The organism is Comamonas koreensis (assembly GCF_014076495.1).
GTDB lineage: Bacteria > Pseudomonadota > Gammaproteobacteria > Burkholderiales > Burkholderiaceae_C > Comamonas > Comamonas squillarum.
Window position 1 is genome coordinate 3,534,730 of record NZ_CP043575.1, and the last position, 21,883, is coordinate 3,556,612.

17 protein-coding genes and 2 riboswitches are annotated in these 21,883 nt (G+C 64.9%); of the genes, 13 read left to right on the forward strand and 4 right to left on the reverse strand.

Translation table 11 applies throughout. The features are described from left to right. The first annotated feature begins 29 nt into the window (after positions 1-29). The 10 genes from F0Q04_RS16110 to F0Q04_RS16155 all read left to right on the forward strand — a co-directional run bounded on the left by F0Q04_RS16110 (position 30) and on the right by F0Q04_RS16155 (position 13,307). Positions 30-1,154, forward strand: a complete 1,125-nt coding sequence (locus F0Q04_RS16110; protein WP_116924141.1) for a sterol desaturase family protein — start codon at positions 30-32, stop codon at positions 1,152-1,154. Positions 1,155-1,202: 48 nt separating this feature from the next. Then, complete coding sequence (locus tag F0Q04_RS16115; protein ID WP_182342102.1) at positions 1,203-1,958, forward strand: nucleotidyltransferase family protein; 756 nt, start codon at positions 1,203-1,205, stop codon at positions 1,956-1,958. Between the two features lie 311 nt (positions 1,959-2,269). Further along, complete coding sequence (locus F0Q04_RS16120) at positions 2,270-3,247, forward strand: TRAP transporter substrate-binding protein (RefSeq protein WP_116924143.1); 978 nt, start codon at positions 2,270-2,272, stop codon at positions 3,245-3,247. Between the two features lie 159 nt (positions 3,248-3,406). Beyond that, complete coding sequence (locus tag F0Q04_RS16125) at positions 3,407-3,901, forward strand: TRAP transporter small permease (protein WP_116924473.1); 495 nt, start codon at positions 3,407-3,409, stop codon at positions 3,899-3,901. After that, a complete protein-coding gene (locus F0Q04_RS16130; protein WP_116924144.1) occupies positions 3,898-5,172 on the forward strand; it encodes a TRAP transporter large permease in 1,275 nt (424 codons plus the stop codon). The genes F0Q04_RS16125 and F0Q04_RS16130 overlap by 4 nt, the downstream gene beginning before the upstream one ends. A gap of 97 nt (positions 5,173-5,269) precedes the next feature. Further along, a riboswitch (glycine riboswitch) is annotated at positions 5,270-5,389 on the forward strand. 18 nt (positions 5,390-5,407) lie between these two features. Next, a riboswitch (glycine riboswitch) is annotated at positions 5,408-5,519 on the forward strand. Positions 5,520-5,570: 51 nt separating this feature from the next. Then, entirely contained in the window at positions 5,571-6,704 is a 1,134-nt protein-coding gene (gcvT, locus tag F0Q04_RS16135) for a glycine cleavage system aminomethyltransferase GcvT (RefSeq protein ID WP_182342105.1), read from the forward strand. A gap of 70 nt (positions 6,705-6,774) precedes the next feature. Then, positions 6,775-7,149, forward strand: a complete 375-nt coding sequence (gene gcvH, locus F0Q04_RS16140) for a glycine cleavage system protein GcvH (RefSeq protein WP_021028599.1) — start codon at positions 6,775-6,777, stop codon at positions 7,147-7,149. Positions 7,150-7,296: 147 nt separating this feature from the next. Continuing rightward, on the forward strand, positions 7,297-10,197 hold the full coding sequence (gene gcvP / locus F0Q04_RS16145; protein ID WP_182342109.1) for an aminomethyl-transferring glycine dehydrogenase: 2,901 nt from the start codon (positions 7,297-7,299) through the stop codon (positions 10,195-10,197). Positions 10,198-10,315: 118 nt separating this feature from the next. Continuing rightward, the gene (locus tag F0Q04_RS16150; RefSeq protein ID WP_182342112.1) at positions 10,316-11,068 is read left to right on the forward strand and encodes a sulfite exporter TauE/SafE family protein; all 753 of its coding nucleotides are present in this window, start codon (positions 10,316-10,318) and stop codon (positions 11,066-11,068) included. A 262-nt stretch (positions 11,069-11,330) separates the two neighbouring features. Then, a complete protein-coding gene (locus F0Q04_RS16155; RefSeq protein ID WP_182342115.1) occupies positions 11,331-13,307 on the forward strand; it encodes a diguanylate cyclase domain-containing protein in 1,977 nt (658 codons plus the stop codon). An 89-nt stretch (positions 13,308-13,396) separates the two neighbouring features. Here the strand turns inward: F0Q04_RS16155 and mltG are convergent, their stop codons facing one another. Then, the gene (gene mltG / locus F0Q04_RS16160) at positions 13,397-14,422 is read right to left on the reverse strand and encodes an endolytic transglycosylase MltG (RefSeq protein WP_165841091.1); all 1,026 of its coding nucleotides are present in this window, start codon (positions 14,420-14,422) and stop codon (positions 13,397-13,399) included. 10 nt (positions 14,423-14,432) lie between these two features. Between mltG and F0Q04_RS16165 the strand changes: the two genes are divergently transcribed. Continuing rightward, positions 14,433-15,353 (forward strand): YgfZ/GcvT domain-containing protein, encoded by a 921-nt coding sequence (locus F0Q04_RS16165; RefSeq protein ID WP_116924149.1) that lies wholly within the window; start codon positions 14,433-14,435, stop codon positions 15,351-15,353. Between the two features lie 313 nt (positions 15,354-15,666). Here the strand turns inward: F0Q04_RS16165 and F0Q04_RS16170 are convergent, their stop codons facing one another. The 3 genes from F0Q04_RS16170 to F0Q04_RS16180 all read right to left on the reverse strand — a co-directional run bounded on the left by F0Q04_RS16170 (position 15,667) and on the right by F0Q04_RS16180 (position 18,850). Continuing rightward, positions 15,667-16,578 carry a YbgC/FadM family acyl-CoA thioesterase gene (locus F0Q04_RS16170; RefSeq protein WP_182342118.1) on the reverse strand — a complete coding sequence of 304 codons (912 nt, stop codon included), beginning with the start codon at positions 16,576-16,578 and terminating at the stop codon, positions 15,667-15,669. Positions 16,579-16,637: 59 nt separating this feature from the next. After that, on the reverse strand, positions 16,638-17,588 hold the full coding sequence (locus F0Q04_RS16175) for an alpha/beta hydrolase (protein WP_232539368.1): 951 nt from the start codon (positions 17,586-17,588) through the stop codon (positions 16,638-16,640). Between the two features lie 374 nt (positions 17,589-17,962). Continuing rightward, positions 17,963-18,850 carry a 2-keto-4-pentenoate hydratase gene (locus F0Q04_RS16180; protein WP_232539369.1) on the reverse strand — a complete coding sequence of 296 codons (888 nt, stop codon included), beginning with the start codon at positions 18,848-18,850 and terminating at the stop codon, positions 17,963-17,965. A gap of 317 nt (positions 18,851-19,167) precedes the next feature. On the opposite strand from F0Q04_RS16180, the gene F0Q04_RS16185 reads away from it, so the two are divergent. Together F0Q04_RS16185 and F0Q04_RS16190 are read left to right on the forward strand one after the other, a co-directional pair. After that, entirely contained in the window at positions 19,168-19,725 is a 558-nt protein-coding gene (locus tag F0Q04_RS16185) for a DUF2007 domain-containing protein (protein WP_182342121.1), read from the forward strand. Between the two features lie 246 nt (positions 19,726-19,971). Then, positions 19,972-21,828 carry an AMP-dependent synthetase/ligase gene (locus F0Q04_RS16190; RefSeq protein WP_182342125.1) on the forward strand — a complete coding sequence of 619 codons (1,857 nt, stop codon included), beginning with the start codon at positions 19,972-19,974 and terminating at the stop codon, positions 21,826-21,828. Positions 21,829-21,883 lie beyond the last annotated feature (55 nt).

Genomic DNA, 21,883 nt, shown 5'->3' on the forward strand with positions numbered 1-21,883 from the left:
CAGCGCATACGACCGGTCAATAAGCACCTATGTTTAAGCGACTCAACGAACTGTCTGAAAGCCATGGCGCCTTGCGCGCGGGCCAGGGCATGGTGGCCGGCGTCATTGCGCTGATCTTGGCGGCCCTGTGCTTTTTGGGTGTGCTGGCCTTTCACTTTCCGCAGTACCTCACCACACCTGAGCTGCGCCGCAGCTACAACGTCGATGTGATGCGCCAGCTGCTGTTTTGGAGCATGGTGATTGCCGGGGGCCTGTCGGTCGCACTGATCGTGCTGGGCCGGGTGCGCTGGCTGGCCGCCTCGGCCTTTGGCCTGGTGGTGCTGTCAGCGCTCTTGGGCGGCCACAAGGTGCCCGTAGGCAGCTTTGCCACCAACACACCCTATATCGGCCTGGACTGGTTCATTCTCGACCTGCTGGGCAGCGCGCTGATCTTCATCTTTATCGAAAAGCTGTTTGCGCTGCGCAAGAACCAACCGGTCTTCCGCCCCGAGTGGCAAACCGACTTTCACCACTTTCTGGTCAACCACATGGTGGTCGGCTTTGTGCTGCTGGCCACCAACCTGATGGTGCACCAGTTCTTTGGCTGGGCCGCCCATGACGGCATCCGGGGCTGGGTCGCCAATCTGAACTTCTGGGTTGCGCTGTTTTTGATCATTCTCGTCGCTGATCTGGTGCAGTACTGGACGCACCGCGCCTACCATGAGGTGCCCTTGCTCTGGCGCATCCACGCGGTGCACCACAGCGTCAAGAGCATGGACTGGCTGGCCGGCTCGCGCCAGCACATTCTGGAGCTGCTGATCACCCGCACCCTGGTGCTCGCGCCCATCTATGTGCTGGGCTTCAGCAAGGAAGTGATCGATGCCTACATCATCATCGTCGGCTTCCAGGCGGTGTTCAACCACGCCAATGTCAGTGTGCGGCTGGGCCCGCTGCGCTATATCATCGTCACGCCCAACTTCCACCACTGGCACCACAGCCAGGATGCCGAGGCGCTGGACAAGAACTACGCCGCCCATTTCGCCTTTCTGGACTATATGTTTGGCACCGCCGTCAAGAGCGATAAAGTCTGGCCCACAGATTACGGCGTGCTCGGCGACTATGTGCCCAATGGCTTTTTCAAACAGCTGAAGTTTCCCTTCACCTGGAAAGGTTGAGCACGGTTCTCTCCACTTGGACGCCCGACCCCTTTGCCTCCATCACCCATGTCATTTCCTCTTGATTTTCGCGCCCAGGCCATGGTGATGGCCGCAGGCCGTGGCGAGCGCATGCGCCCGCTGACCGACCATACGCCCAAGCCCCTGCTCCCCGTACAAGGCAAACCGCTGATGCAGTACAGCATGGAGCAGCTCGCCCGCGCCGGCGTGCAGCGCCTGGTGATCAACACCGGCTGGCTGGGCCAGCAGGTGGCAGATGCCTGGCCCGCGGCGCCCGCCCTTGCCCAGTTGGGCAGCGCGCAGCTGCAGATTGCCTACTCCCGCGAGGACCTGGATTTTGGTGGCGGCATCGAGACCAGCGGCGGCATCAGCCGCGCGCTGCCGCTGCTCGACGATGCCTTCTGGCTGGTCTCGGGCGATGTGTTTATCCCCGGCTTTCCGTTTGACGAGGCCCTGCGCCAGCGCTTTGCGCACAGCGATGACCTGGCCCACCTCTGGCTGGTGCCCAATGCGTCCCACCACCCCAAGGGCGACTTTGTGCTGACGGCCGAGGGCCGGGCCCAGAACCCTGCCGCTGACGACCCGCGCCCGCGCCTGACCTACTGCTCGGTCGCGCTGCTGAAAAAAACCCTGTTCAGCGCGCCCTACTGCGATATCCCTGCGGGCAATCCGCAGGGCACCAAGATGCCGCTGGTGCAGCAGCTGCGCGCTGCGATGCAGGCGGGCCGCTGCAGCGCCAGCCGCTATGACGGGCGCTGGGTGGATGTGGGCACCGCCGAGCGCCTGCAGGCGCTCAACCCTTGAACCCGCACACAGACTGACGGGTGCCCATCTGCCAAACACAATGCCCTGGCAGGGTGGCGGGAGATGGGATGGAGACCCAGCACTCTGTCCACACGGTGACAGAGGCGGCGACATTTGCTTGCAGCCTTACTCATCAACATTATTTATTTATCAAATACTTAGATAGAAAGCTGCAGAAAACAGAAAAGCCCGCCTGCCTGACATCATAAAAACCCCAATACCGAATGGCCCCGTCTTGCCCACAATGCAAAGCGCATGCGGGCATCCGCAGGCGCCTACAAAACCATTCGGCACAGCCGGGGAGACACGTCATGCAGATGAAGAAATTGGCCTGGGGTATGGGGTTAGCAATGGGTCTGATGGCCGCAGGCCCTGTTTTGGCGCAGACAACCATGCGCATCAGCATCTCGGTGGCCCAGAACTCGCACCAGGGCGTGGCCATCGACACCTTTGCCAAAGAGGTGGAGCAGCGCACTGGCGGCCGCTACAAAATCCAGACTTTCTACAACGGCGCGCTGGGTGGCGAGCGCGAGTCGATCGAAGCGGTGCAGCTGGGCACCCAGGAGCTGGCCTTCAGCTCCAGCGGTCCAGTCCCCAACTTTGTGCCGGAGACCAAGATTCTCGATGTGCCCTTCCTGTTCCGCGACAAGGCCCATGCACGCGCGGTGCTCGATGGCCCCATCGGCAACGAGCTGCTGGCCAAGTTCGACAGCAAGGGTTTCAAGGCCCTGGCCTGGGCGGAGAACGGTTTCCGCCACATGACCAACTCCAAGCGCGCCATCAACAGCCCCGATGACACCAAGGGCCTGAAGATGCGCACGATGGAGAACCCGGTCCACATCCAGGCCTACAAGGCGCTGGGCATCATCACCACGCCGATGGCCTTCCCCGAGGTGTTCACCGCGCTGCAGCAGGGCACGGTTGATGGCCAGGAGAACCCGCTGCCCGTCATCACCTCGGCCAAGTTTGACCAGGTGCAAAAGCACCTGAGCCTGACCGGCCACGTCTACTCGCCCTGCATCCTGGTGATGAACAAGGCCGCCTACGACAAGCTCAGCGCAGACGACAAGACCGCTTTTGTGCAGGCCGCCCAGGCTGCCACCAAGGCCAACCGTGCCCGTGTGGACCAGGACGACACCAATGGCGTGGCCGAGCTGCGCGCCAAGGGCATGCAGGTGGTCGAAAACGTCGACAAAGCCAAGTTTGTCGCCACCTTGACCAAGACCAATGCCGACTTCGAAAAGCAGTTCGGCAAGGCCAACCTCGACCGCATCCGCAACTTCCAATAAGCCCTGCGCCAGGAAAGGTGCTTGCACCTTTCCGGCGCAGCTCCTCCTTTGGTACCCCATCGCTGCTGACGCCGGCCAGGCGCCAGCAGTTGCTGTGTCAACTCGCGCAAGGACGGTGGCGCCAGGCGGCTCTTGATGCGCCTGCCCACCCCGGTCACCATGAAAAACGCTTTTCTTGCTTTCGAGCGCTGGACATCGGGCATCGCCATGGCTGGCGCCTGCCTGATGCTGGCCATCGCATCCACGCTGGGCATGTTCCAGATCATCACCCGCTTTGTGCTCGAAGAGCCCGCCGAATGGACCGAGGTGCTGATCCGCTTCAGCCTGATCTGGATGGTGTTTCTCGCGATCCCGATGGCCTTCCGCCAAGGCGCGATGGTCAGTGTGGACGTTTTAAAGCGCTGGGCACCGCCGGCAATGCGCCGCCTCCTGAGTGGTTTTGTCTGCATCGCCACGCTGGCGCTGCTGGCCGTGCTGATCTGGTGGGGCTGGGACTATGCCCGCCGCGGCGGCGTGCAGACCATGGCCGGGCTCGAATCGCTGTCCATGTTCTGGGCCTACCTGGCTGTGCCCGTCGGCGCGCTGTTTGCCGTGCTCGGCGTCATCGGCAACCTGCTTGAACCCCAAAATACCGAACTGGAGAACGCGCAATGACCGCCGTGATGCTTTCCACGATGGTGCTGTGCTTTGCGCTCACTGTCTCCGTCGCCGTGTCGATCGGCCTGGCCTCCGTGCTGGGCATCCAGGCCAGCAATGCCAACATGCTCATCTCGGTCAAGGAGATGTTTGGCGCGATCAACAAATTCCCGCTCGCCGCGATTCCCTTTTTCATTCTGGCTGGCAACCTGATGGAGACCGGTGGCATCTCGCGCCGCCTCGTGGAATTTGCCAAGAGCATTGTCGGCGGCGTCCAGGGTGGCCTGCCGATGACCTGCGTGCTCACCTGCATGATCTTTGCAGCGGTCTCGGGCTCCTCGGTCGCGACCACCTTTGCGATTGGCGCGATCCTGATCCCGGCGCTGATCAAGCACGGCTACCCCAAGAGTTATGCGGCCGCACTGCAGGCCACCAGCGCCGAGCTGGGCGTGATCATCCCGCCCTCCATTCCGATGATTCTCTATGGCGTGAGCGCCGAGGTGTCCATTGGTGAGCTGTTCATCGCCGGCTTTGGCCCGGGCCTGCTGATCAGCGCCGCATTGATGTTCTTTGTCTGGGCCTACTGCAAATATAAGGGCTGGGGCAAGACCGATGGCGAAGGCCGGCTGGGCTTTGGCAAGGCCTTGTTGCAGGCAGGCTGGGCGCTGTTGATGCCGGTGATCATCCTGGGCGGCATCTATGGCGGCGTCTTTACCCCTACCGAGGCGTCGGCTGTGGCCGTGTTTTATGCATTGGTCGTGGGCGTGCTGATCTACCGCGAGATCAAGATCCGGGACCTGTACGCGATTCTTCGCAAATCGGCCATCTCCTCGTCGATCATCATGTTCATCATCGCCAATGCCGGCCTGTTCGCCTTTTTGATCACCCGTGCAGGCGTGCCCGATGCGATTGGCCACTGGCTCGAAGAAGTGCTGCAAAGCCCGGCCATGTTCCTGCTGGGCGTGAACGCGGCGCTGTTCATCATCGGCATGTTCATCGAGACCAGCGCGGCCATCATCGTGCTGGCGCCGATTCTGGCGCCCGTGGCCATGCACTTTGGCATTGATCCGGTGCATTTCGGCCTCATCATGGTCGTCAACCTGGCGCTGGGCATGATCACGCCGCCCTTTGGCGTCAACCTGTTTGCCGCCTGCACCGTAGCCCGCATATCGCTGGACCAGATCATCAAACACCTGCTGCCCTTTGTCGCGGTGATCTTGCTGTGCCTGATGGTGATCACCTATGTGCCGGGCATATCGCTGGGGCTGCGCGATCTGGTCTACCGCTGATCGGGCTTGCTGCCAACGCTGAGCCACCGCCTGCCGGTGGCTTTTTTGTGGGTTGGCGCAGCCTTTTACAGGCACGGGCGGTCAGTTCCCGCTAGAATCGCGGCAGTCAGGAGAGAGTCGCCCCCGTTGGTTCCCAACGCGCAGCGCGGCCGCCGAAGGCGCAGGCTACTGCAGATGCAGCTGCTGAACGCTCAGGCAAAAGGACTGGCGCCCGCCGCGCAGCATGAGCCTGCCGGCGTTCCCAGCTGGAGAGAGATGGCGCCTGGACGCCATCCACCGAAGGAGCAAGCCCCCAGGCCTCAAAGCGGCGGGTGAATCTCTCAGGTAAAGCGGACAGCAGGGCAAACAGCGTGCAACCGGCAACGGCTGCATGCCCTGTTATTTGCCCTGGAGAGTCCATGTCCGCCAACGCATCCGCCCTGCTGTCCACCCCTTTGAACGCCCTGCATATCGAGCTGGGTGCCCGCATGGTGCCCTTTGCCGGCTATTCCATGCCCGTGCAGTACCCGCAAGGCCTGATCGCCGAGCACAAGCACACCCGCGCGGCAGCGGGCCTGTTTGATGTCTCGCACATGGGCCAGCTGCGCCTGATCGGCCCCGACGCGGCCGCTGCCTTCGAGACCCTGGTGCCTGTCGATGTGATCGACCTGGCCATTGGCAAGCAGCGCTACGGCCTGCTGCTCAATGACGAAGGCGGCATTGTCGATGACCTGATGTTCTTTCGTGTCTCGGAGCAAGAGCTGTTCGTCATCGTCAACGGCGCCTGCAAGGTGGCAGATATGGCGCTGATCCGCGAACGCATCGGCCAGCGCTGCCAGGTGCTGCCACTGCCCGACCAGGGCCTGCTGGCGCTGCAAGGCCCCCAGGCGGCCACGGCCCTCGCCCGTCTGGCGCCCGGCGTCGAGCAACCGGTGTTCATGACCGGTGGCGACTTCGACGTGGACGGCATTGCCTGCTTTATCACCCGCAGCGGCTACACCGGCGAGGACGGTTTCGAGATTTCGGTGGCCGGCCATGAGGCCGAGGCGCTGGCGCGCAAGCTGCTGGCCCAGCCCGAGGTGCAGCCCATTGGCCTGGGCGCGCGCAACTCGCTGCGCCTGGAAGCGGGCCTGTGCCTCTACGGCAGCGACCTCGATGCCACCACCACCCCACCCGAAGCCGGCCTCAACTGGGCGATCCAGAAAGTGCGCCGCACGGGCGGTGCCCGCGCAGGCGGCTTTCCCGGTGCTGACAAGGTGCTCGCCCAGATCGACAACCCGGCCACCTTGACGCGCAAGCGCGTCGGCCTGGTCGCGCAAGAACGCATCCCCGTGCGCGAGCAGGTCGAGATTCGCAGCCTGGCTGGCCAGGTCGTGGGTGTGACCACCAGCGGCCTGCTGGCCCCGACCATCGACAAGCCCATTGCGATGGCCTATGTGGAGCCAGCCCTCGCAGCCATCGGCACCCAGCTGCATGCGATGGTGCGCGGCAAACCCGTCCCGGTCGAGGTGGCAGCCATGCCTTTTGTCCCTCCCCGCTATTTCCGCGGCTAAAGTAGCTGCTGGGTGCGGCTTTCTGCACCCGCCCGAGCACAATTCACGCCTACAAAACTGGAGTATTCCTATGACGATCAAGTTCTCCCGCGACCACGAATGGATCAACAGCGCCGACACCAACGCCGCCATCGTCGGCATCACCGTCCATGCGCAAGACGCGCTGGGCGATGTGGTGTTTGTCGACCTGCCGGAAGTCGGCGCCTCGTTCAACCAGGGCGATGTGGCCGGTGTGGTCGAGTCCGTCAAGGCCGCTGCCGACGTCTTCATGCCCGTGACCGGCGAGATCGTCGAAGTCAACGAAGCACTGCGCAATGACCCTTCGCTTGCCAACTCCGACCCGCTCAACAGCGGCTGGTTCTTCAAGGTCAAGCTGAGCGATGTGTCCCAGCTCGACGCGCTGCTCGACGAGACCGCCTACAACGACTTCGCCGCCAACGCCTGACGACCTGGCCATGCTGCTGGTCTGCCACTGAACATTTTGCAGGCCACCAGCAGGCCAGCCCTCGGGCTGACCCACTTTTTTCCTCGCTGCCCGCGCTCTTTGATACGGCGCCAGCCATCACCCTCTCCCACTACACCGCTTCGGACCATGCTGATGCCCTCCAAAGAGCCCCTCGCCGCGCTGGAAAACGCCAGTGAATTCATCGCCCGCCACATTGGCCCCGGCAGCGCCGACGAGGCCAGCATGCTGGCAGCACTGGGCCTGCCCTCGCTCGATGCGCTGATCGACAAGGTGTTGCCCGCCTCCATCGTGCGCAGCAAGCCCATGGAGCTGCCCGAGCCCGTGACCGAAGCGGACGCGCTGGCCGAGCTCAAGGCCCTGGCCAGCAAGAACCAGGTGCTCAAGAGCTTTATCGGCCAGGGCTACTACGGCACCTTCACGCCGGGCGTGATTTTGCGCAACATCCTGGAGAACCCCGCCTGGTACACCGCCTACACGCCCTACCAGGCCGAAATCTCGCAAGGTCGCATGGAAGCACTGGTCAACTTCCAGACCATGGTCTGCGACCTGACCGGCATGCCCATCGCCAACGCCTCGATGCTCGACGAAGCCACGGCCGCTGCCGAGGCCATGACCCTGGCCAAGCGCTCGGTCAAGTCCAAGAGCAACCGCATCGTGCTGGCAGGCGATCTGCATCCCCAGACCATCGAGGTCATCCAGACCCGTGCCGCGCCGCTGGGCCTGGAGGTGCTGGTGGCCAACAGCAAGGACGAATGGGAATCTGCGCTGGCCGGTGAGCTGTTTGCCGCCGTCATCCAGTACCCGGCCTCGAGCGGCTGGATCGTCGACTGGAAGGCCGACGTTGATGCCATCCACGCCAAGCAGGCTGCCGCGATTGTGGCCACCGACCTGCTGGCGCTGACGCTGATCACCCCGCCCGGTGAATGGGGTGCCGACATCGTCGTGGGCAACAGCCAGCGCTTTGGCATGCCCATGGGCGCCGGCGGCCCGCACGCCGCCTTCATGGCCTGCCGCGACGACTACAAGCGCTCGCTGCCAGGCCGCCTGGTCGGCGTCAGCGTCGATGTGCATGGCAACCCGGCCTACCGCCTGGCGCTGCAAACGCGCGAGCAGCACATCCGCCGCGAAAAAGCCACCTCCAACATCTGCACCGCCCAGGTGCTGCCGGCGGTGATCGCCAGCATGTACGCGGTCTACCACGGCCCGGCCGGCCTCAAGCGCATTGCCCAGCGCGTGGCACGCCTCACCGCCATCTTGAGCCGTGGCCTGGCGGCGCTGGGCTTCAGCGCCCGGCACCATGACAGCGCTTTCGACACCCTGTCGCTGCACACCAAGGACGCCACCGACGCCATCCTGGCGCGCGCGCTGGCCCAGGGCGCCAACCTGCGCAAGGCCTGGGGCGAGTACCTGTGCATCAGCCTGGATGAAACCTCCAGCCGCGCCGATGTGGAACTGATCTGGAGCATCTTCGCCCAGCCCGGCCAGGCCCTGCCCAATATCGAGGCGATGGACGAAGGCAGCACCTCGCTGATCCCCGAAGGCCTGCAGCGCACAAGCGCCTACCTGACCCACCCGGTCTTCAACACCCACCACTCCGAGACCGCGATGCTGCGCTACATCCGCAGCCTGTCGGACAAGGACCTGGCGCTCGACCGCAGCATGATTCCGCTGGGCAGCTGCACGATGAAGCTCAACGCGACCAGCGAGATGATCCCCATCACCTGGCCCGAGTTTGCCAACATGCACCCGTTTGCACCGGCCGAGCAACTGCAAGGCTATGCGCTGCTCGATGCCCAGCTGCGCGAATGGCTGTGCCAGGCCACCGGCTACGCCGGCATCAGCCTGCAGCCCAATGCCGGCTCGCAAGGCGAGTATGCCGGCCTGCTGGCCATCAAGGCCTACCACGCCTCCAAGGGCCAGGCGCACCGCAATATCTGCCTGATCCCCAGCAGCGCCCACGGCACCAACCCGGCCAGCGCGCAGATGGTGGGCCTGCAGGTGGTGGTCACCAAGTGCGATGAGAACGGCAATGTGGACATGGCAGACCTGCAACTGGCCTGCGAAAAGCACAGCGCCAACCTGGCCTGCATCATGATCACCTACCCCAGCACGCACGGCGTGTTCGAGACCCAGGTGAAGGAGCTGTGCCAGCTGGTGCACAGCCATGGCGGCCGCGTCTATGTGGATGGCGCCAACATGAACGCCCAGGTCGGCCTGGCCGCACCGGGCGAGTTCGGCGGCGATGTCAGCCACCTGAACCTGCACAAGACCTTCTGCATCCCCCACGGCGGTGGCGGCCCCGGCGTCGGCCCCGTCTGCGTGGTCGAAGACCTGGTGCCCTTCCTGCCCGGCCATGCCACGGCGGGCGTGCCCGGCAAGGTGGGGGCCGTGAGCGCCGCGCCGCTGGGCAATGCCGCCGTGCTGCCGATCAGCTGGATGTACATCCGCATGATGGGCGAGCCCGGCCTCAAGCGCGCCACCGAGACGGCGATTCTGAACGCCAACTACATCAGCAAGCGCCTCGAAGCCCACTTCCCAACGCTGTACGCCGGTGAGCACGGCCATGTGGCCCATGAATGCATTCTGGATCTGCGCCACTTCAAGGACAGCTGCGGCGTGATGGCCGAGGACGTCGCCAAGCGCCTGATCGACTACGGCTTCCACGCGCCGACCCTGTCGTTCCCGGTGCCCAACACCTTGATGGTCGAGCCCACCGAGAGCGAGAGCCTGTACGAGCTGGACCGTTTCATCGCAGCGATGATCGCCATCCGTGGCGAGATCGCCGACATTGAAGCGGGCCGTGCCGCGCAGGATGACAACCTGCTCAAGAACGCGCCCCACACCGCCGAGACCTTGCTGGCGAGCGAATGGAGCCACAGCTACAGCCGTGAAGCCGCCGCCTACCCCGTGCCTGCGCTGCGCCGCGCCAAGTACTGGAGCCCCGTGGGCCGCGTCGACAACGTCTATGGCGACCGCAACCTGTTTTGCAGCTGCGTGCCGCTGGACAGCTACGGCACCTCGGCTTAAGTCTTAAGATAGCCCTCGGGCTTCTTCCGAAGCGACCCACCGGGTCGCTTTTTTACGCCTCTTCCTCCATCAGCAAAAATCAGCCCGGGACTGCACCCGAGCGCGGAGACTTCTCGGCATGGACAGCATCCTCGTCATCGCCATGGGCGCAGCGCTCGCCGGCTTTGTGCAGGGCCTCTCGGGCTTTGGCTACAGCATGACGGCCATGGCCCTGTGGGCCTGGACCCTGGAGCCCGCGCTCGCGGCGGTGCTGGCGGTGTTTGGCGGCCTGTGCGGGCAGATCATCCAGGCGCTCAAGGTGCGGCGCGGCTTTGACGGGCGCATGCTGTGGCCGTTTGTGCTGGGTGGGCTGTGCGGCCTGCCGCTGGGATTGAAGCTATTGCCCATGCTCGATGCCCAGCTGTTCAAGACCGTGCTGGGCGCGCTGCTGGTCATCTTCTGCCCGCTGATGGCCTTCTCCCACCGGCTGGGCGGCATCGCATCGGGGCGGCTCAGCCGAGGCCCTGGGCGTGCGCTGGCCAATGGGCTGGCGGGGCTGGCCGGTGGGGCCATGGCGGCGCTGGGTGGTTTTTCGGGCGTGGTGCCCACCCTGTGGTGCCAGATCACCGGCATGGCGCGCGACACCCAGCGCCAGGTGATCCAGAACTTCAACCTCACGATGCTGGCCGTCACCTTTGCCAGCTATGTGGCCACCGGGCTGGTGAGCCAGCGCATGCTGCCGCAGCTGGCGGTGGCGCTGCCGGCCATGGTGCTGCCCTCGCTGTGGGGAGCGCGCCTGTATGAACGCATCAGCGATGTGGCCTTCAAGCGCGTGGTGCTGGGCCTGCTGACCCTGGCGGGCTTGGCCATGCTGGCCTCCAACTGGGCTTGACTTGGCTTGGACCGTTGTGAATAAGTGACAGACCCGGCATCGCCCTCGTGAGGCTGCTGAGGCAGAGGCAAACCACTCCTATAACAATTGTCAGAGTCACTCGCTGTCGCTGAAAAAGCCCCGGACCACTCCCGATAATCCAGTCGGCCTCTTTCCAGCCCCCAGCTGCACCCGTGTCCGCCTCCGGCCCAGCGCCGTGGGAAAGGGTCCAGCCCCACCCATGCCCGCATCATCTGCCCAGACCCTTTTGCCCGCTGAAGGAATGGACACCAATGGCCCTGCCTTGGAGCCCATTGTGGCCGGTGCGCGCTCGCTGAGCACCTACCTGGTGCTGCTGATGCTGGCAGCAGCGCTGCCCATCTTGGCCGCGGGCATCTACACGGTGCAGCATGTGGCCCAGTCCTACCGAGACAGCAGCCTCAACCGCATGCTGGACATCACCAGCAACCTGGGCCAGGCGGCCGAGTCTGATCTGCTCAACCGCGCCGGCATGCTGCAGTCCTTTGTGGCGGACGGCGACTTCTCATCGCCCCGCACGCTGGACCGCTGGCTGCGGCTGACCGGCATGGCCGCGCCCAGCAGCCTGGTGCTGCTGCGCCCCGGCCAGACCCAAGCGGACATGGCCTCGACGGCAGCGCCTGCGTTGCTGCCCGTGCAGCTGGCACTGGCCCAGGAGGCGCTGCGCAGCAGTGCGCCGGCTTTTTCACAGCTTTTTTTCCAGGACGGCCAGGCCGCAGTGGCGATGGCCGTGCGCCTGGGCGCTGCATCGCCCCAGGTGCTGGTGCTGACCACACCACCGGCTGAGATGGTGAGCATCGCGCCCAGCCAGGCCAGCGACAGTGTGCTGATAGCCATCACCGATGGCGAGGGCCGGATACTGGCGCGCTCGGCCCAGGCCGAACGCTTTATCGGCACCACCGTGCCCGACTGGGCCAGGCTGCAGGCCGTGGGTGCCAACCGGGGCAGCTTCGAGGCCCTGCGGGCCGATGGCGGCCAGGTGATCTTCAGCTTCTACCAGCTGCCCAAGACGCCCGGCTGGGTGGTGGTGGCCGGTGAGCCACTGGAAGCCTTCAACGCCCGCTGGCAAACACCGGTCACCCATATCGTGCTGGCCAGCCTTTTTGCGCTGGCCATTGCGGGCCTGCTGTGCGCCTGGGTCTCACGCCAGTTGCTGCGCCCCATCCGCCAGCTGACCATCAGCACGCGCACCGGCGCCTCCTATGCCGCGGCCACCGGTGGCGGCCAAGTGCTGGTGGTGCAGGAGTACGAGATCCTGCGCCAGAGCCTCAGCCGCGCACGCGCGCGCATCGAGTCGACCTTGGCTGCGCAAAAGCAGGCAGCCGCTGCGCTGGCCGCCAGCGAGCAGCGCGCGCGCACCCTGGCCCATGCCGGTGCGTCGGTGCAGTGGAGCCTCGATGCCAAAGGCCGCGCGCTGTCCATCGTCGGTTGGCAGGCCCTGGGTGGCACGCCAGATGCGCAGGCGCTGCAGCTGGGCTGGCTGCGCCATGTGCACCCCGAGGACGCCGCGCAGCTGCAAAACCAGGCGGTGCCGCTGTTGACGGACCCCCGCCACACCTTGGATGTGGAGTTGCGCCTGCGCACCCAGGACGGCGCCTGGCGCTGGATGCGCGCCCGGGGCGCCGCCATTGTGGACGAGCAGCAGCGCATCAGCGAATGGCTGGGCGTGCTCGAAGATGTGGATGACCGCAAGCGTGCGCAGGCCGAGGTCGCCTACCTGGCGCTGCATGACCCGCTCACCGGCCTGCCCAACCGCAGTCTGCTGCAAAAGCCGATCTGCTCGCCGGGCGGCACCGCAGGCGCCTTGCTGTATCTGGACCTGGACCGCTTCAAACAGGTCAATGACACCCTCGGCCACGCCACTGGCGACGCGCTGTTGTGCGCGGTGGCCGAGCGCTTGCGTGAGCTGCTGCGCGACACCGACCTGGTGGTGCGCATGGGCGGTGACGAATTTTGCATCGTGCAAAACGCCTCCTCGGCGCAAGCCGCTGCCAGCCTGGCCCAGCGGGTGATCGACAAGCTCAGCGCCGACTATGTGATCGAAGGCCAGCGCGTCAGCATCGGCGTGTCCGTGGGTATTGCCCTGTTGACCCAGCCCTCTGACACGCAAGACCCGGACGGCCTGCTGCGCAAGGCCGACAGGGCGCTCTACCAGGCCAAGCAGCAGGGCCGGGGGCGCTACGCGTTCTACACCGAGGCGTTGGGCAGCGGCAGCCCATAACACGCCGGCCCCCCTGCCCGCGCTGAAACGAAAAAGCCAGCGCTATGGCTGGCTTTGCTCAACAGTCCGGCTTTCGCCAGTGCCCGCGACTACTTGCCGCGGATATAGGTGTTTACCGCACGGTTGTGCTCGTCCAGGCTCTGGCTGAAATGGCTGCTGCCATCGCCCTTGGCGACAAAGTACAGCGCCTTGGTGTTCTCAGGCTGGATGGCGGCCATCAGCGAGGCCTTGCCGGGCATGGCGATCGGTGTGGGTGGCAAGCCAGCGCGGGTATAGGTGTTCCAGGGCGTATCGGTCTGCAGGTCGCGCTTGCGCAGATTGCCATCGAATTTTTCACCCAGGCCGTAGATGACGGTCGGGTCCGTCTGCAGCAGCATGCCGATGCGCAGGCGGTTGATGAAAACCCCCGCCACCATCGCCCGGTCCTCTGCCTTACCGGTTTCCTTCTCAACAATGCTGGCCAGCGTCAGCAAATCCTGCGGGCTCTTGAGCGGGCTGTCCGAGGGGTTGAGCGACCAGACCGCTTCGAGCCGCTTGTCCATCGCCAGCATCGCGCGGCGCATCAAGGCCAGGTCGCTGCTGCCCTTGGAAAATGCATAGGTGTCGGGGAAAAACCGGCCTTCGGCCGGCATATCGGGCCGGCCCAGCGCTGCCATGATCTCTTCGGGCGTCATCGCTGCCGTGTCGTGGCGCAGGTGCTCTTCCCTGGCCATGGCCGCACGCATCTGGCGCAGGTTCCAGCCTTCGACAATGGTCAGCACGCGCTGGCTGTCTTCACCGCGCACCAGGCGCGCCAGCAGGCTGCGCGGCGACGTGCCGGCGGGTATCTCGTAGTTGCCCGCGCGGATCTTGCGGTCCTGGCCCGAGAGGCGGAACCACCAGTACAGCAGATCGGGGTTCACCTCGATGCCCACGGCCCGCACCGCCTGGGCGACGGCACGCGGCGAGGTGCCCGGCTCAATCTCCAGCTCCACGGTGGCGCCGCCTTTGCCCAGGACCAGTGGCTGGTTCAGCCAGACATAGCCCGCACCGGCAGCGGCCAGTGCCAGCACAACAATCAACTTGAATAAACGCTTCACAACCCTACCGCCTCCGTGCAATGGAGCGAGCATCATAATTCACCCCATGACTCAAGCATTACAGGGACACCTTTCGCTCCAGCATTTGGGCGTGATCCGCGCCGAGGGCGCCGATGCCGCCAGCTTCTTGCAGGGCCAGCTCAGCCATGATGTGCAGTTGCTGCCCGTGGGCCAGGCACGGCTGGCGGCTTTTCTGTCGGCCAAGGGCCGCATGCAGGCCAGCTTTATCGTGATCAAACGCAGCGCAGACGAGTTCTGGCTCATCACCAGCCGCGATGTGCTGCCCGCCACGCTCAAGCGTCTGTCGATGTTTGTGCTGCGCGCCAAGTGCAAGCTGAGCGACGCGACCGAGGCCGTGCAACTGCTGGGCCTGGCCGGTGATGCTGTGCCCGCCGAGGCCCGCAGCCTGGCGCCCTGGCAGGTGCTGGCGCTGGGCGATGCGTCGATGGTGCGCCTCTATGCCGCCGAAGGCGAGAGCCGCGCACTGCTCGCCGCCCCCGCCGCCAGCGCCCTGCCCACGCAAATCTCAGGCAGCCCGGCCATTGCGCCGCAGGCTTGGCAGCTGTCGATGGTGCAGGCGGGCGTGCCGCTGATCACCACGCCGGTGGTCGATGCCTTTGTGCCCCAGATGCTGAACTTTGAATCGGTCGATGGCGTGAGCTTCAAAAAAGGCTGCTACCCCGGCCAGGAGGTCGTCGCACGCAGCCAGTTCCGCGGCACGCTCAAGCGCCGCATGTACCGGCTCGCCTCGGCCGCGCAGCCCCAGCCGGGCCAGGAGGTCTTTGCCGCCAGCGACGACAGCCAGCCGGTGGGCACCGTGGTGCAGGCCGCTGCCAGCGCATCGGGCTTTGAGGCCCTGGTATCGATGCAGATTACGGCCGCCAGCGAGCCGTTGCACCTGGGCAGCAGCACCGGCGCGGCCTTGCAGCTACTGAGCCTGCCCTATACGCTCAAGGAAGACATCTGATCGCCTATTTGTGATGTCCCACGACAGTGGTAACTGTCTGCTTCATCACAAATACGACAATTTCTCAGTCAAAAAAGGCCCCCCGGCAGCCGTTACAGAATTTTTATGGCATTTGCGCTGCAATTTGCTAAAATTGCGGGACTTTGCAAGCAGGAGCCGTTCAAGCAGCCCCTGCAAGCATGACGGAACAACTACTCAAGCGCATCTTGACCATCACACTTGCCGGGTCTGGGAAACCAGACCCGGCTTTTTATTGGTCAAGTTATCAAACCGCTGCATAGCCCCATTGGTAAGACAAGCGGCCCGCCATTGATCAGCGCAGCGTTTTTTGCATCGAGATATGGGCAATGCCTGCTTCCTCATAGGGCTCGCCCACAACGCTGAAGCCAGCGCGGCGGTAGAAGTTCTCCGCTGTGCGCTGCGCATGCAGCTCCACCTGCCGCTTGCCCTGGCGCGCAGCGGCATCGACCAAGGCATCGAGCACCTGGCGGCCCAGACTGCCACCGCGCAGCGGCTTGGCGACGGCCATGCGGCCAATGCGCATCGCATCGGCCCGGTTTTCTTCCTGCGCGCTGGGCAGCATGCGGCCGGTGGCCACGCACATGCCCAGGCCGTTGAGCGCGACCGCATGCAGCGCACTCACATCAAAGGCATCGGCCTCGATCTCGGCAGGAATGCCCTGCTCGCGCACAAAGACCTGCATGCGCAGGCGCATCGCCTCCTGGCCCAGTACATTCCAGCTGCCGGTCTTCAGTTCCACCATCTCTTCGCCCGCTTCAAAGCGCTGCACCATGCGGCGGTAGGCCTCGGGCAGCGGCTGGGGCTGCTGGGCGCTGTCGGCAAACACATAGACCATGGTGGCCGTGGCCAGCAAAGTGCCAGCGCAGTAGATCGCCGCCTCGTACTGCACCGAGGTATTGCCCAGCTTGGCCACGCGCAGGCCGATGTCGATCACATCGTCCAGGCGTGCCGAGGCATGGAACTCCAGCTGCGAGGCGCGCAGGAACAGCTCGCCGCCCAGGCGCTGCATGCCCTCCTCGTAAGGCACGGCCAGCTGGCGCCAGTATTCGGACATGGCAATATCCACATAGCTCAGGTAATGGGCGTTGAAGACCACTTTCTGCAGATCGACCTCGGACCAGCGCACGCGCTGGCGGCTGCGGCAGCGGAAATCGGCCAGGCTGCGGGCGGGGGTGTCAAACAGGGTCTGGGAAGAGGTGCTCATGGTCTTTTCTGTACTCACAATATGGTCAATCTAGAGGCGGTTCGGCAGCAGGGCCGCGCTCAGTCAAAGGCCGCACGCAGCGCCTGGGTCATCTGCGCATGGCAGGCCCGCGCTTCCTTGAGCGCGCGGCCCATCTTGACAAATTCATGCGCCACGCCGGCATAGGTGTGCAGGTCCACGTCGACACCGGCAGCACGCAGGCGCTCGGCATACATCACGCCCTCATCGACCAGTGAATCGCATTGCGCCAGATGGATGCTGGCAGGCGCGAGGCCGCGCAGATCCGGCGCCAGCAAGGGCGCAAAGCGCCAGTCGTCGCGGTCGGTCAGCGTGCGCAGGTAGTTGCTGAACATCCAGCTGATCATCGGCTTGGTCAGAATGGGCCCCTGGCTGTAGCGCGCATGCGAGGGCGTATCCTGGTGCGCCGCGCAACCGGGGTAGATCAGCAGCTGCAAGGCCAGGTCGATACCGGCGTCGCGCGCGAGAATCGCGTTGACCGCTGCCAAGGTGCCGCCTGCGCTGTCGCCACCCACGGCCAGGCGGCCGGTATCGGCCCCCAGCGCCATGCCTTCGGCCGCCAGCCACTGCAAGGCATCCCAGGCATCATTGCTGGCAGTCGGAAAGCGGTGCTCGGGCGCCAGGCGGTAGTCCACCGAGACGACCATGCAGCCAGCCAGGTGGGCCAGCTCGCGGCACAGCGTGTCATGCGTGTCCACGCTGCCGATCGTAAAGCCCCCGCCATGGGTAAAGAGTAACACCGGCTGCAGCGGGTCCCAGCTGGCGGCGTAGAGCCGCGCCGGGATCTGAAAACCATCGCGCGCCGGGATGTGCAAGTCCTCAACGCGTGCGAGTGCGGGCTTGGCAATCTCCAGCACCCCGGCGCCAATGCCGTAGGCCTGGCGCGCCTCTTGCACCGTCATCTCCCACATGGGGGTGTGCTGGGCGCGGGCCATGCGCTCAACCACGCTGCGCATCGTGGGAGTCAGCTCGGCGATCACATCGGCAGGCATGGACAATTCGGCGGGGAGATGGGCTTTGGAGCGGGGTGAGGCGTCAGACATACATCGTTGCCCAGCCAGCCGGCATGGGCGCAATTGGGGAACAGGGCCGGCTGATTATCAGCCATTGCCCATTCACAACGGGGCATGTCGGTCACCTAGGGACCCTCTGCAAAACTCCCTGCCGTGGTCTGAACGCGGGCTCGGGCGATCCGCTACGTTGTCCTCCTTGTCAATAGCTCGCTATTGACTGCAAAAGACGCCTTGCTGCTCATCCCGATCCGCGTCCATCCCGCTTGGCGAGGGTTTTGCAGAGCATCCCGAGGAAAAAAGGCCCTGCCCACTTGGCAGAGCCTTCCTTCGCATAGGCCTGATGCCGAGCTTGGTTACTCAAAGCGCAACTCTACCGGCTGCGCCCCGACCAGGCCCTTGTAATCCACCCGGATCTGCTGCCCGGGTTGGGGCGGCATCAAGGCCGAGTACGAACCCAGGCTGATCCAGTCGCCCACCTTGAGGCGCTGGCCTTCGGCCTGCAGGGCTTGCGCGAGCCAGACCACGGCATTGAGCGGCTGGCCCATCAGGTCGCCGCCGCGCCCGCCACCCAGCCGCGCGCCGCTCTGGTCGGTGATATCGACCTGCATGCTCTGCAGTGCATTCAACAGCGCATAGCGCTCGGCGCGGAACTGTGGCACGGGCATGGCGTTGCCCATCACGCCCATGCGCGCGCCTACATTCATCGCCTCGACGGCCGCGCCATCGAGCTGTGCGGGGTTCTCCACGACCAGGTCGGGCAACTCGATAAAGGGGACGATGCGGTCGATGTTGTTAAGCACCTGCAGCGGCGTAGTCGCGCGGTTGATGGCACTGCTGGAGACGCGCACCAGCATATCCGCCTCAAACATCGGGCGTGCGCCAAAGGCGGCAGGCACGGTGCTGCGGTTGGGCAGCAGCGCGCCCTCGTAGAGCACACCCCATACCGGCTTGTCGGTTTGAAAGCGCTTTTGCATCGCCGCGCTGGTCAGCCCCGCCTTGTAGCCAATGGGCTTTTTGCCCTGGGCCAGCCAGGCGGCGTTGAGCTTGTTGCGGCTGCATTTGCCATCGGCCTCGGTCATCGCGGCGGCCGAAGGCACGGGCTGCTTGGCCTCATAGGCCTGCAGCCACTGCGCGACCTGGGCGTCATCGAGGCAAGCGGCCTGGGCCATGCCACTGCCAGCAGCCAGGCCAGCGGCCAGCCAGAGGGGGGAGAGACGAAAACGCCAAGCAGGGTGCATCATCCAAAGTCTCCTGTTCCAAAAACGGGTTCTGAATGCGGCCAAAAAAACCGCCCCAGGCACCAACATACCACCCGCTTTGCCCACCCTGACTAGGGAAAGCGCGCAGCCCACCAGGCCGGTTGCCGATCGGCCTACTTTTGCTTGATGCAGGTCATGCCGCCATAGCCACAAAGCAACAGACGCTATAGTATTTGCATGACCAAGAGACCCTCTGCAAAACTCCCTGCCGTGGTGTAGACGCGGACTCGGGCGATCCGCGTCCATCCCATTGGGCGAGGATTTTGCAGAGGATCCCTAGCCGCAACAGGAGACCCAAGATGCGCACTGTTTATGAACCGGCCAGTGCCGTACAAGCCCATGTTCTGCAAGACGTGCTGCGCCAGCACGGCATCACCAGCTTTGTCAGTGGCGAGCATTTGCAAGGCGCGATCGGCGAGCTGCCCGCCGGCAGCCTGGTGCGTCTGCTGGTGGACGATGCCGACTGGGCCGCCGCACGCCGCGCGCTGGAGCAATGGGAGCGCGCGCCACTGATCGACGATGCCGAGCTGGCCCGGGCCGACCCCAGCCTGCCCGAGCAGCCGCAGCCTGGGCCCGCCCATGACCCGCGCTTTGACCTGGCCTGCGATCCACGCGAAGGCGCCAACGCCCGCCGGGATAGCAACCCCGACGGCTACAGCGACGCCGCGCGCTGGTACCCCTGCTGGTGGGCCGCTGGCGCAGCACTGCTGGCCCTGTGCCTGCACTACCTGCTCGGTGGCGTGCCCCAGGCCGATTCTGCGGGCAGTACCGGCGCTGCAGACCAGTCACAGCAGGCGCCGGATGCCGCATCTGCCAGCAGCGAAGGCCAGCGGGCAGCGCCATCCAGCAGCCGCTGAACGGCGACCGCTGCACCGTGCCTGTACGAGCGCATTCCAAGCTCTGCACGCGATAGAAGTATCAAATATTGATACCCCTGAGGTATAAAAATCGCATACGCTTCCAAATTTCGGCGTCTGCCGCCGCGCGCTGCAGACAATCGCCTCGTTGCAAATCGCAGCAAGCCCGCAGGCCATCCGGCCCGCACATGGCCCAAACCACGGCGCGCCAATGCGATGATGACACCCGAGGAGAACGACAGAGATATGAACGCCCAACTTCCAGCGCCGCTGGCCCCTGAGCTCAGCGCCCTGACCACCCTGCCCGCGCTGTTTGCCTACCGCTGCAACCACAGCCCCGAGCGCGAAGCCTACCGCTGGTTTGATAGCGCAACGGATGCCTGGCAATCGTTCAGTTGGGCCGATATGCAGGCCCAGGTCGCACGCTGGGGCCAGGCGCTGCAAGGCCTGCAGCTGGCGCGCGGCGCACGCATTGCCACCTTGCTGACGCACAGTGTCCACGCCATCTGTATCGACCAGGCCGGCATGGCCCAGGCCTGCGCCACCGTGCCGCTGCATGCCAATGACAACCCCGGCAATATCGCCTTTATCCTGGCCGATGCGGCCGCCTCGCTGCTGCTCATCAACCGCCTGGAGACCTGGGAGCAGATCGTGGCGACTGGCACGCCGCTGCCCGCGCTGCGCTGCGTGGTGATCGATGACCCGCAGCAAGCAGCGATCCCGGTATTGGCCAGCAGCGAAGGTCTGCCACGCCTGGTCCGTCTGCAGGACTGGCTGGCCGAGGCCGATGGCAACAGCACCCCATCACAGACCCACCAGGCGCCAGAAGCGCAGGATATGGCCGCCATCGTCTACACCAGCGGCACCACCGGCAAGCCCAAGGGCGTGATGCTGAGCCACCACAATGTGCTGAGCGACGTCAAGGCGGTGCTCGGCCGTGTCGTGCCAACGCAGGACGATGTCTTTCTGTCCTTTCTGCCGGTATCGCACACCTTTGAGCGCAGCTGCGGCTACTACCTGCCGATGGCAGTCGCCAGCACGGTGGTCTATGCCCGCTCGGTCGCGCTGCTGGCCGAGGACATGCTCAGCATCCGCCCCACCATCCTGGTGTCCGTGCCCCGCATCTACGAGCGCATCTACGCCAAGATCCAGGAAAAGCTCACCAGGTCGGCCCTCAAGCGCGCGCTCTTTGCCGCAGCCGTCTCCAAAGGCTGGGCGCGCCACTGCCAGGCCCATGGCCTGGCCAATACCGATGCACCGCAAGGCGGCTGGGCGCGCTGGCTGCCCTGGTCGCTGCTGCAGAAAAAAGTGGCCCAGCCCATTTTGGATTTGTTTGGCGGCCGGCTGCGCATTGCCGTGACCGGCGGCGCGGCCATTCCCTCGGTGGTGTCGCACAGCTTTCTGGGCCTGGGCCTGAATGTGCTGCAGGGCTTTGGCATGACCGAGACTTCGCCGGTGCTGAGCGCCAACTCGCTGCAGCACAACGACCCATCCACGGTGGGCAAGCCCCTCGATGGCATGGAAGTGCGCATTGGCGAGAACAAGGAACTGCAGGCACGCGGCCCCAATATCATGATGGGTTACTGGGGCCGCCCGGAAGACACGCGCCAGGCCTTTACTGACGACGGCTGGCTGCGCACCGGCGACCAGGCCGAGCTGGTAGGTGGCGAAGTGCGCATCGTGGGCCGCATCAAGGAGATCATCGTCACCGCCACCGGCGAGAAGGTGCCGCCCTCGGATATCGAGCAGGCGCTCTGCGCCGATCCGCTGTTCGAGCAAAGCTTTGTCGTCGGTGAGCACCAGCCCTTTATCGCCTGCGTCACCGTCGTCAACCGCGAAGAATGGAAGCAGCTGGCCACCAGCCTGGGTCTGGACCCGGACAACAGCGTCAGCCTGCAGGCCAGCGCCGTGCGCAAGATCGCGCTGGAGCGCATCGCCGCGCAGTGCCAGGGCCTTGCCAAGTATGCGGTGCCGCGCGCCGTCTACCTGGTCACCGAACCCTGGACCATCGACAACGGCTTGATGACGCCTACGCTCAAGCTGCGCCGCCCGCAGCTCATGCAGAAGTTCGCCACCGAGATTGCGCATATCTACGCCAAGTAAATCGCAGCGCCAGCATGCAAAAACCGCCGCTGCCCTTGACAGGCGCATCGGCGGT